The organism is Actinomadura bangladeshensis (assembly GCF_004348335.1).
GTDB classification, from domain to species: Bacteria; Actinomycetota; Actinomycetes; order Streptosporangiales; family Streptosporangiaceae; genus Spirillospora; species Spirillospora bangladeshensis.
This window is the reverse complement of the sequence record NZ_SMJW01000301.1, coordinates 1-8741: the sequence shown is the minus strand read 5'-3', so window position 1 is coordinate 8741 and position 8741 is coordinate 1. Positions and strand designations below refer to the sequence as shown.

The following is an 8741-nucleotide window of genomic DNA, read 5'->3' as shown; positions in this document are numbered from 1 at the left end:
CCCGTCCACGGTCGGGGGCGTGTTCGCCTCGTGGGGGAGGCGAACACGCCGGCGGGGTCAGAGGTTGATCATGTGGCCGGCGAGGCCGTGGACGGCCTCCTTCATCGCCTCGCCCAGGGTGGGGTGGGCGTGGACGTTGCGGGCCACCTCGTTGACGGTGAGGTCCCACTGCTGGGCCAGGGTCAGTTCCGGGAGGAGTTCGGTGACCTCAGGGCCGATCATGTGGGCGCCGAGGATCTCGCCGTACTTGGCGTCGCTGATGACCTTGACGAAGCCGTCGCCCTCGCCCATGCCGAGCGCCTTGCCGTTGGCGCTGTAGGGGAACTTCGCGGTCTTGACGTCGAAGCCCTGCTCCTTGGCCTGCGCCTCGGTGTAGCCGAAGGAGGCGACCTGCGGCTGGCAGTAGGTGGCGCGCGGGATCATGATGTAGTCGAGTTCCATCGTCTCGGCGTCCGCGATGGTCTCGGCCGCGACGATGCCCATGGCCTCGGCGGCGTGCGCGAGCATCAGCTTCGCGGTGACGTCGCCGATGGCGTAGATGTGCGGGACGGACGTGCGGCAGCGGCCGTCCACGTCGATGGCGCCGCGCTCGGTCAGGGCCACGCCGGTCTTCTCCAGGCCGTAGCCCTCCACGTTCGGCTGGAAGCCGATCGCCTGGAGCACCTTGTCGGCCTCGATGACCTGCTGGGCGCCGTCCTTGCCGGTGACGGTGACCTTGACCTTCTCTCCGGAGTCGTCGATCGCGTCCACGCGGGTGGAGGTGAGGACGTCCACGCCGAGCTTGCGGTACCGCTTGGCGAGCTCCTTGGAGACGTCGGCGTCCTCGTTCGGGACCATCCGGTCGAGGAACTCGACGATCGTGACCTTCACCCCGTAGTTGTGCAGGACGTAGGCGAACTCGACGCCGATCGCGCCCGCGCCGGCGATCACGATGCTCTCCGGCAGCTCCGAGCTGAGGATCTGCTCCTCGTAGGTGACGACCCGCTCGGACAGGGACGTGCCGGGCAGCAGCTTGGTGTGCGCGCCCGCCGCGATGATGCAGTTGTCGAACGTCACGGTGTCGCTCGACCCGTCCTGCCGGGAGACCTGCAGGGTGTTCGGGTCGGTGAACGTGCCGCGCCCGTCATAGGACGTGATCTTGTTCTTCTTCATCAGGAACTGGACGCCCTTGACGAGCTTGTCCGACACCTGGCGGCTGCGCTGGAACGCGACGCCGTAGTCGAAGGACACGCTGCCCTCGACGTTGATCCCGAAGGTCTGCCGCTCCTTCGTGAAGATGTGGGCCAGCTCCGCGTTGCGCAGCAGCGCCTTCGACGGGATGCAGCCCACGTTGAGGCACACCCCGCCCCAGTACCTCTCCTCGATGATCGCCGTCTTCAGCCCGAGCTGTGCCGACCGGATCGCGGCGACATATCCACCCGGGCCCGCGCCGAGGACCACGACGTCAAAGTGTTCGCTCATGTCAATGGACGATATTCGGCGTGACCAGGTGTTCGCATCCCGGTCGGGACGGCGCCGCCGTCGACGGGACCGATGTCACGTACAGTTAGTGTTTGGGCGGCCCTCGCGGCGGTGAGCATCGCGGGAGGCACGTCGAGAGAACGAGGGCGGCGCGCCGTGCGGCGCGGGCCCGGACCGTCCCGGCCGCGGAGCCCGGCGGTGTGCCCCCGGACAGCGGCGTCGCGGCGATGGAACATCGCGCCGCGCGCCGGTCGTTCGCCCACCCGAACCGACGGAGGAGTCACGGAGTGAGGATCCCGAAGCGCGTCAACGCCGTTCTGGACTGGGTGGAACAGCACTTTGTCGCGCTCGCGGCGGTCGTGGCGCTGGTCGTGGTCGCGCTGGTGGCCCTGCTGGCGCCGGCGGCGGTCGGCTTCCCGGTCGCCGGCTTCGTCCTCGGCACGGCGGCGGGCGGGTTCGTGGTGCACATGCGGCTGAGCCGCCGCATCGCCCGGGCCCGCTCGGACGTGGACAACCTGCTCCGGGAGAACGGCGCGCTGCGGCACCGCAACACCGTCCTCGCCAGCGGGGTCATCACCCGTGAGTCGCAGGAGACGCAGGCGCTCGTGTCCATCCCCGAGGACGACCTCCTGCTGGACGAGATGCGCGCCGACCCGCAGGGCACCGTCACCCTCGACGAACTCCTCGACGGCGACCCCACGAGCACCGACGAGCTGCCCGGCGAGCCGGCCGGCGAGGGGCCCACGTCCGCCCTGCCCGAGCTCCCCGACGACGACCCGCAGCGGACCGCCGTCCTCACCCCGCCGCCGGAGGAGCCCACCGCCGAGGACGACGAGGACACCGCCCGGACCCACCGCCCCGGCAAGCCGAAGAGCGCGGCGAAGAAGAAGGCCCGAAAGAACTGACGCGCGTCCCGCCGGCGGGGTGATCATGGCTCCGGCCACGGCGTTAGCTTTGCCGATCACCGGGCAGAGGTAGCGCGTGAACGAGGACGCGGAGCGCACCGACGGCGGTGCGGCCCTGCCGGCCGACCGGGGCGGGGCCGCCGGCGTCCACAAGGCCGTGATCGCCTCCGCCATCGGCAACTGCGTCGAGTGGTTCGACTTCGGGGTGTTCAGCGCCGGGATCATGACCGCGATCATCGGCACGGTGTTCTTCCCGGAGGGCGCGGCCGGCAGCGCGTCGCTGCGCTCGTTCGCGCTGATCGCGGCGGCGTTCCTCGCCCGCCCGTTCGGCGGGCTGTTCTTCGGCCCGATGGGCGACAGGCTCGGCCGCAAGCGGGTGCTGGCCGTCACGATCATCATGATGTCGAGCTCGACGTTCCTGATCGGGATCCTGCCGGGCTACGGCACCATCGGGATCGCCGCGCCGCTGCTGCTGCTCGCCGTCCGGCTGGTGCAGGGCTTCTCGACGGGCGGCGAGTACGGCGGCGCCGCCACGATGATCGCCGAGTACGCGCCGACGCACCGGCGCGGGTTCTTCGGCAGCTTCCTGGAGCTCGGCACGCTGACCGGCTACATCCTCGGCGCGGGCCTCGTCCTGGTCATGGACCTGTCGCTCAGCACCAGCGCGATGAACGACTGGGGCTGGCGCATCCCCTTCCTGCTCGCGCTGCCGCTCGGGTTCGTCGGCCTGTACGTCCGGACGCGCATCGAGGACACTCCGACGTTCCAGGAGCTGGAGAAGGCCGGCAAGAAGGCCCACTCGCCGCTCAAGGAGACGCTGCAGCACCACTGGCGGGTCATCGTGATGCTGATCGGCATCGTGTTCATGCTGAACGTCGCGGACTACACGCTGCTGACGTTCATGCCGTCCTACCTCGTCGACTTCCTGCACAAGGACGACGAGACGGCGCAGCTCATCACCATCGTGATCGAGGCGCTGATGATCGTGGTGATCGTGCCGATCGGCTCGCTGTCGGACCGGATCGGCCGGAAGCCGCTGCTGTTCACGGCCGCGATCGGCTACATCCTCCTGTCCTGGCCGGCGTTCGCGCTCATGCAGACCAACAACATGATCGGCGTCGGGGTCGGCTACGCGATCGTCGGCGGGCTGCTCGTGCTGGTGCTCGCGGTCATCGCGGCCACGTTCCCGGCGATGTTCCCCACGAGGGTGCGGTACGGGGCGTTCGCGATCGGCTACAACATCTCGACGTCGCTGTTCGGCGGGACGGCGGCCGTGCTGGTCGGGTCGCTGATCGACGTGACGGGGTCCAACTACATCCCGGCGTACTACCTGATGCTCGCCGCGCTGGTGGCGCTGTACCCGATCATCAGGATCCCGGAGACGGCCGGGGTGCCGATCGAGAAGGCCGGAACCGGACTCGCCCCGGAACCGGCGAGTTCCGGGGCGGGCTGACCTCCGCGCCGCGGGCCGCGGCGCGGGCGCCGCCGGGCAGTGGCGCGGAGGTACGACTTCTGTGGCGCCACCGCCAAGCACAGGTGGAGCCGATGGCACATTGCGATCGATCGATTACGGTCTGTAGCGTCTCCGTTGGCCGGAGACGGCTTGCTCATGACGGACCTTCGACGAATCGGTGGTGTGGACGTGACGGAACAGCAGCAGCAGTTGAGCCTCGGTACCGCGGCGGCACGGAACCTGGCGACCACGACCAAGTCCGTCCCGCAGATGCAGGGCATCACCTCGCGGTGGCTGCTCAAGCTGCTGCCGTGGGTGCAGGCGGCCGGCGGCGCCTACCGCGTCAACCGGCGGCTCACCTACACGCTCGGCGACGGGCGGGTGACGTTCGTGCAGACCGGCGCGGACATCCGGGTCATCCCGCGCGAGCTCGGCGAGCTGCCCCCGCTGCGCGGCTACGACGACGACCTCACGCTGGACGCCATCGCCGGGCGGTTCACCCAGCAGGAGTACGAGCCCGGCGAGGTCGTCGTGGAGCGGGGGCACCCGGCCGACCGGGTCATCCTCGTCGCGCACGGCAAGCTCAACCGGATCGGCGCCGGCGAGTACGGCACCGAGGCCGTCCTCGGGACGCTCGCCGACGGCGACTTCTTCGGCGAGGACGCCCTCCTCGGGACGGAGGAGGGCGCGGAACCGGAGCGGTGGGAGAGCACGGTCAAGGCCGTGACCGCCTGCACGGTCCTCAGCATGAGCCAGGCCGACTTCCAGGAGACGCTCGGCCAGTCCGCGTCCCTCCAGGCCCACCTGGAGGAGTACAAGGCGAGCCCGGCGAAGGCGCACAACGCGCACGGCGAGGCGGCCATCGAGGTGGCGTCCGGGCACGACGGCGAACCGGTGCTGCCGGGGACGTTCGTCGACTACGAGGGTTCCCCGCGCGAGTACGAGCTGAGCGTCGCGCAGACCGTCCTGCGCGTCCACACGCGCGTCGCCGACCTCTACAACGAGCCGATGGACCAGGTCGAGCAGCAGTTGCGGCTGACGATCGAGGCGCTGCGCGAGCGCCAGGAGCACGAGCTGATCAACAACCGCGACTTCGGGCTGCTGCACAACGCCGACCTGTCTCAGCGCATCCACACCCGCTCCGGCCCGCCGACCCCCGACGACATGGACGACCTGCTCACCCTCGTCTGGAAGGAGCCGGCGTTCTTCCTCGCGCACCCGAAGGCGATCGCCGCGTTCGGCCGCGAGTGCAGCGCGCGCGGCGTCTACCCCGGCAGCGCCGACGTCGGCGGCCACAAGGTCCCGGCCTGGCGCGGCGTGCCGATCTTCCCCTGCAACAAGATTCCGGTGAGCAGGACCAAGACCAGCTCGATCCTGCTGATGCGGACCGGCGAGCAGGCGCAGGGCGTCATCGGCCTGCACCAGGTCGGGCTGCCGGACGAGTACCAGCCGGGGCTGTCGGTCCGGTACATGGGCATCGACGAGAAGGCGCTGATCAACTACCTGGTCAGCGCCTACTACTCGGCCGCCGTCCTCGTCCCGGACGCGCTCGGCATGCTGGAGTCGGTCGAGGTCGCGCACGGCGGTGCCGGCGCGTGACCTCGCCGACCGAAGAGCGGGGGCGGCTCGCCCTCGGCACCGGCGCCGCGCGCAACCTCGCGACGACGACCAAGTCCGTCCCGCAGATGCGGGGCATCACCCCGCGGTGGCTGCTGCGGCTGCTGCCGTGGGTGCGGGCGGACGCGGGCACCTACCGGGTGAACCGGCGCCTGACCTACCGGCTCGGCGACGGGCTCGTGACGTTCGTCAACGACGGCGCCGACGTCCGGGTGGTCCCGCCCGAGCTGGCCGAGCTGCCCCCGCTGGACGGCCTGGACGACCCGGCCGTCCTGGAGGGCCTGGCCGCGCGGTTCGAGCAGCGCGAGTACCCGCCGGGGGAGGAGATCGCGGCGGCGGGCCGCCCCCTCGACGGCGTCCACCTGATCGCGCACGGCAAGGTCGCGGAGACCGCACCGGGGGAGTACGGCGCCGAGGCCCGGATCGGCATCCTCGCCGACGGCCGGTTCTTCGGCGACCGCGCCCTGCTCGGGACCGCCGAGGTCTGGCCGCACACGTTCCGCGCGCTGACCCCGACGACCGTCCTGACGCTGCCCCGGGAGGCGATCGAGGAGCTGACCGGCCGGTCCGAGGCCCTCCGCACTCGCCTGGAGGAGTACCGGGACGCCCCGCGGCCGCCGCGGACGCGGCACGGCGAGGCGCCGATCGAGGTGGCGTCCGGGCACGACGGCGAACCCGTCCTGCCCGGCACGTTCGCCGACTACGAGGCCGCGCCGCGCGAGTACGGGCTGAGCGTCGCCCAGACGCTGCTGCGCGTCCACACGCGCGTCGCCGACCTCTACAGCGAGCCGATGGACCAGGTCGAGCAGCAGTTGCGGCTGACGATCGAGGCGCTGCGCGAGCGCCAGGAGCACGAGCTGGTCAACAACCGCGACTTCGGCCTGCTGCACAACGCCGACCTGCGGCAGCGGATCCAGACGCGCGGGGGCCCGCCGGCCCCCGCCGACCTGGACGAGCTGCTGTCGCGGCGGCGCAAGACCCGGTTCCTCCTCGCGCACCCGAAGACGATCGCCGCGTTCGGCCGCGAGTGCACCCGGCGCGGGGTGTACCCGGACGGCGTGGAGGTCGAGGGACGCCGCGTCCAGGCGTGGCGCGGCGTCCCCCTGTACCCGTGCGACAAGATTCCGATCACCCCGTCCGGGACGAGCTCGATCCTCGCGCTGCGCACCGGCGAGGACGACCAGGGCGTCATCGGCCTGCACCGGACGGGGCTGCCCGGCGAGGTGCGGCCGGGCCTGTCGGTCAGGTTCACCGGCATCGACGAGCGGGCGCTGCTGACCTACCAGGTCAGCGCGTACTACTCGGCCGCCGTGCTGGTCCCGGACGCGCTCGGCGTCCTGGAGAACGTCGAGATCGCCCGCTGACCCGCTGAGCCCGCTGAGGAAGGGGAGGGCCATGCCCGCCTGGAAGGACGACCCCGCCATCGTCCGGTGCGACCACCGGCCGGACGAGCGCGCCCGGTCGGCGGACGGCATCCTGCGCTGGAGCCGCCGGCTGCTCGACCCCGCCCTGCGGGACGCGGTCGAGGCCATGCCCGGCGACGCCGCCCGCATCGCCGCCTACCACTTCGGGTGGCGGGACGAGCACGGCCGCCCGGCCGAGGCCCCGGCGGGCAAGGCGATCCGGCCCGCACTGGCGCTGCTGGCCGCGCAGGCGGCCGGGGGGACGGCGGCCGCCGCCCTGCCGGCCGCCGTCGCGGTCGAGCTGACGCACAACTTCTCCCTGCTGCACGACGACGTCATGGACGGCGACCCCACCCGCCGGCACCGCCCCACCGCCTGGACGGTCTTCGGGACGAACGCCGCGATCCTCACCGGGGACGCCCTCCTCGCCGCCGCCTACGAGGCGCTCGCCGAGGACGGCTCCCCGGCCGTCGCGCACGGCGTCCGCATCCTCGCCCGCGCCGTCCTCGACCTGGTCGAGGGGCAGTGCGCCGACCTCGCCTTCGAGGACCGCGACGACGTGACGCTCGACGAGTGCCTCGCCATGGCGGGCCGCAAGACCGGCGCGCTGATGGGCGCGTCCTGCGCCCTCGGCGCCCTCTACGGCGGCGCCGCCTCCGCCGACGTCGAGAGCATGCGCGCCTTCGGGCAGTGCTTCGGCCTGGCGTTCCAGCTCGCCGACGACCTGCTCGGCATCTGGGGCGACCCCGCCGCCACCGGCAAACCCGTCCACTCCGACCTGCACAACCGCAAGAAGTCCCTGCCGGTCGTCGCCGCGCTGACCTCAGGCACGCCCGCCGCCGCGGAACTGGCCGCCCTCTACTTCCGCGGTGCGCCGCTGACCTCCGCCGACACCGCGCGGGCCGCCGCCCTCATCGAGAGCACCGGCGCCCGGGACTGGGCCACCGGCCACGCCGGCCGGCTGCTCGCCGAGGCCCGCGACCACCTCGCCGGCGCGGCCGAGGCCCCGGCCGCGGAACTTCTCACCCTCGTCCGGCTCTCCACCCAACGCGATCATTGACAGCCCTACACTGCTTGCGTGCAGTCCCTCGAACCGTCCGACCCACGGCAGCTCGGCGCCTACCGGATCACCGCGCGGATCGGCGAGGGCGGCCAGGGCGTCGTGTACCTCGGGACTGGCGGCGACGGCACCCGGGTCGCGGTGAAGCTGTTCCACCCGCAGCTGAGCGGCGACCTCGGCGGCGACGACACGGCCGCCCGCGAACTGGAGGCGGCCAAGCAGGTCGCGCGGTTCTGCACCGCGCAGGTGCTCGACTCGGGCACGGCCGGGAACCGCCGCTACATCGTCAGCGAGTTCATCGACGGGCCGCCGCTCAGCCGGGTCGTCGCCGAGCAGGGCCCCCGCTCGGGCAGCGCGCTCGACCGGCTCGCGATCGCGACCGCCACGGCCCTCGTCGCCCTGCACGACGCCGGCATCGTGCACCGCGACTTCAAACCGCACAACGTGCTGATCGGCACGGACGGGCCGCGCGTCATCGACTTCGGCATCTCCCGCGCGCTGTCCGGCGCGCAGACGATGGTCAGCCGCGCCGTCGGCACGCCCGCCTACATGGCGCCCGAGCAGCTCGAACCGGGCGAGCTGACCCCCGCCGCGGACGTCTTCGCGTGGGCGTCCACGATGGCGTTCGCCGCGACCGGCCGCGCGCCGTTCGGCAACGAGACCGTCCCCATCGTCTTCAACCGGATCGCGAACCACGAGCCCGACCTCGCCGGGGTGGAGGAGCCGCTGCGCGCCCTCCTCACCGAGTGCTTCGCGAAGGACCCGTCGCGCCGCCCGTCCGCGCAGGACGTCCTGGACCGCCTGGTCCGCCCGGGCCGCACCCCGCCCGCTCCCCCGGCGCC

The 8741-nt window shown here is 72.2% G+C and carries 7 protein-coding genes; 6 read left to right on the top strand and 1 reads right to left on the bottom strand.

All coding sequences use genetic code 11. The annotated features are described in order from the left end of the window. Positions 1-57 precede the first annotated feature (57 nt). Entirely contained in the window at positions 58-1461 is a 1404-nt protein-coding gene (gene lpdA / locus E1284_RS35375; RefSeq protein ID WP_131944518.1) for a dihydrolipoyl dehydrogenase, read from the bottom strand. A 287-nt stretch (positions 1462-1748) separates the two neighbouring features. Between lpdA and E1284_RS35370 the strand changes: the two genes are divergently transcribed. The 6 genes from E1284_RS35370 to E1284_RS35345 all read left to right on the top strand — a co-directional run. Further along, positions 1749-2366 carry a hypothetical protein gene (locus E1284_RS35370; RefSeq protein WP_131944517.1) on the top strand — a complete coding sequence of 206 codons (618 nt, stop codon included), beginning with the start codon at positions 1749-1751 and terminating at the stop codon, positions 2364-2366. A 76-nt stretch (positions 2367-2442) separates the two neighbouring features. Beyond that, the gene (locus E1284_RS35365) at positions 2443-3819 is read left to right on the top strand and encodes an MFS transporter (RefSeq protein WP_243714943.1); all 1377 of its coding nucleotides are present in this window, start codon (positions 2443-2445) and stop codon (positions 3817-3819) included. Between the two features lie 156 nt (positions 3820-3975). After that, positions 3976-5418: a family 2B encapsulin nanocompartment shell protein gene (locus E1284_RS35360; protein WP_131944516.1), complete on the top strand. Its 1443-nt coding sequence runs from the start codon at positions 3976-3978 to the stop codon at positions 5416-5418. Beyond that, positions 5415-6800, top strand: coding sequence for a family 2B encapsulin nanocompartment shell protein (locus E1284_RS35355; RefSeq protein ID WP_131944515.1), 1386 nt, complete (start codon positions 5415-5417; stop codon positions 6798-6800). The genes E1284_RS35360 and E1284_RS35355 overlap by 4 nt, the downstream gene beginning before the upstream one ends. 31 nt (positions 6801-6831) lie before the next feature. Then, the gene (locus tag E1284_RS35350; protein WP_131944514.1) at positions 6832-7899 is read left to right on the top strand and encodes a family 2 encapsulin nanocompartment cargo protein polyprenyl transferase; all 1068 of its coding nucleotides are present in this window, start codon (positions 6832-6834) and stop codon (positions 7897-7899) included. An 18-nt stretch (positions 7900-7917) separates the two neighbouring features. Beyond that, positions 7918-8741, top strand: an 824-nt coding sequence (locus tag E1284_RS35345) for a serine/threonine-protein kinase (RefSeq protein WP_131944513.1), incomplete at its 3' end; no start/stop codon positions are given.